Origin of the sequence: Oceanospirillum linum, assembly GCF_001995095.2 — a bacterium.
Taxonomy (GTDB): Bacteria; Pseudomonadota; Gammaproteobacteria; order Pseudomonadales; family Halomonadaceae; genus Oceanospirillum; species Oceanospirillum linum.
The window spans coordinates 1-383 of record NZ_MTSD02000253.1 but is presented as its reverse complement, the minus strand read 5'-3'; the positions used below and the strand labels follow the sequence as shown (position 1 = coordinate 383).

The following is a 383-nucleotide window of genomic DNA, read 5'->3' as shown; positions in this document are numbered from 1 at the left end:
CTAAAGAGACCCACCTATTAAAAGAGATTGCCGCCAAGCCGGGCGCTTTAAGGGGGGTTACCAAAGCCTTGCGCCTTGCCAGCATGTTTGCCAAAGGGGCAGACGACCGCCTAAGTACCGACTACATCAAAGCCGCATGGACAGAACTAGGAGCAATGTAATGGCCGCACAACACCGTATTAAGCCTAACCAGCACATGAAGAACAGTTTGAACTTAGTTGCCGCAGCTCTAAACAGCCTAGAGCGCTTGAACTTAACGGTACTTGAGATCGACCTGAATCATGCCATGCCGCGCATTGGTGTGCAGGCTGGCAAGGGCTGTCACGATCTGAAGGGGACAACCAGTTGTTATACGCAAAAAGCAGGACAGCGCATGGTTGAGT

2 protein-coding genes are annotated in these 383 nt (G+C 51.7%); both read left to right on the top strand.

Translation table 11 applies throughout. The features are described 5' to 3' along the window. On the top strand, positions 1-161 hold a 161-nt coding region (locus tag BTA35_RS18885), incomplete at its 5' end, for a hypothetical protein (RefSeq protein WP_439098068.1). Next, positions 161-383 (top strand): hypothetical protein (locus BTA35_RS17525; protein ID WP_139363772.1); only part of this gene is annotated, 223 nt, incomplete at its 3' end. The genes BTA35_RS18885 and BTA35_RS17525, both read left to right, overlap by 1 nt.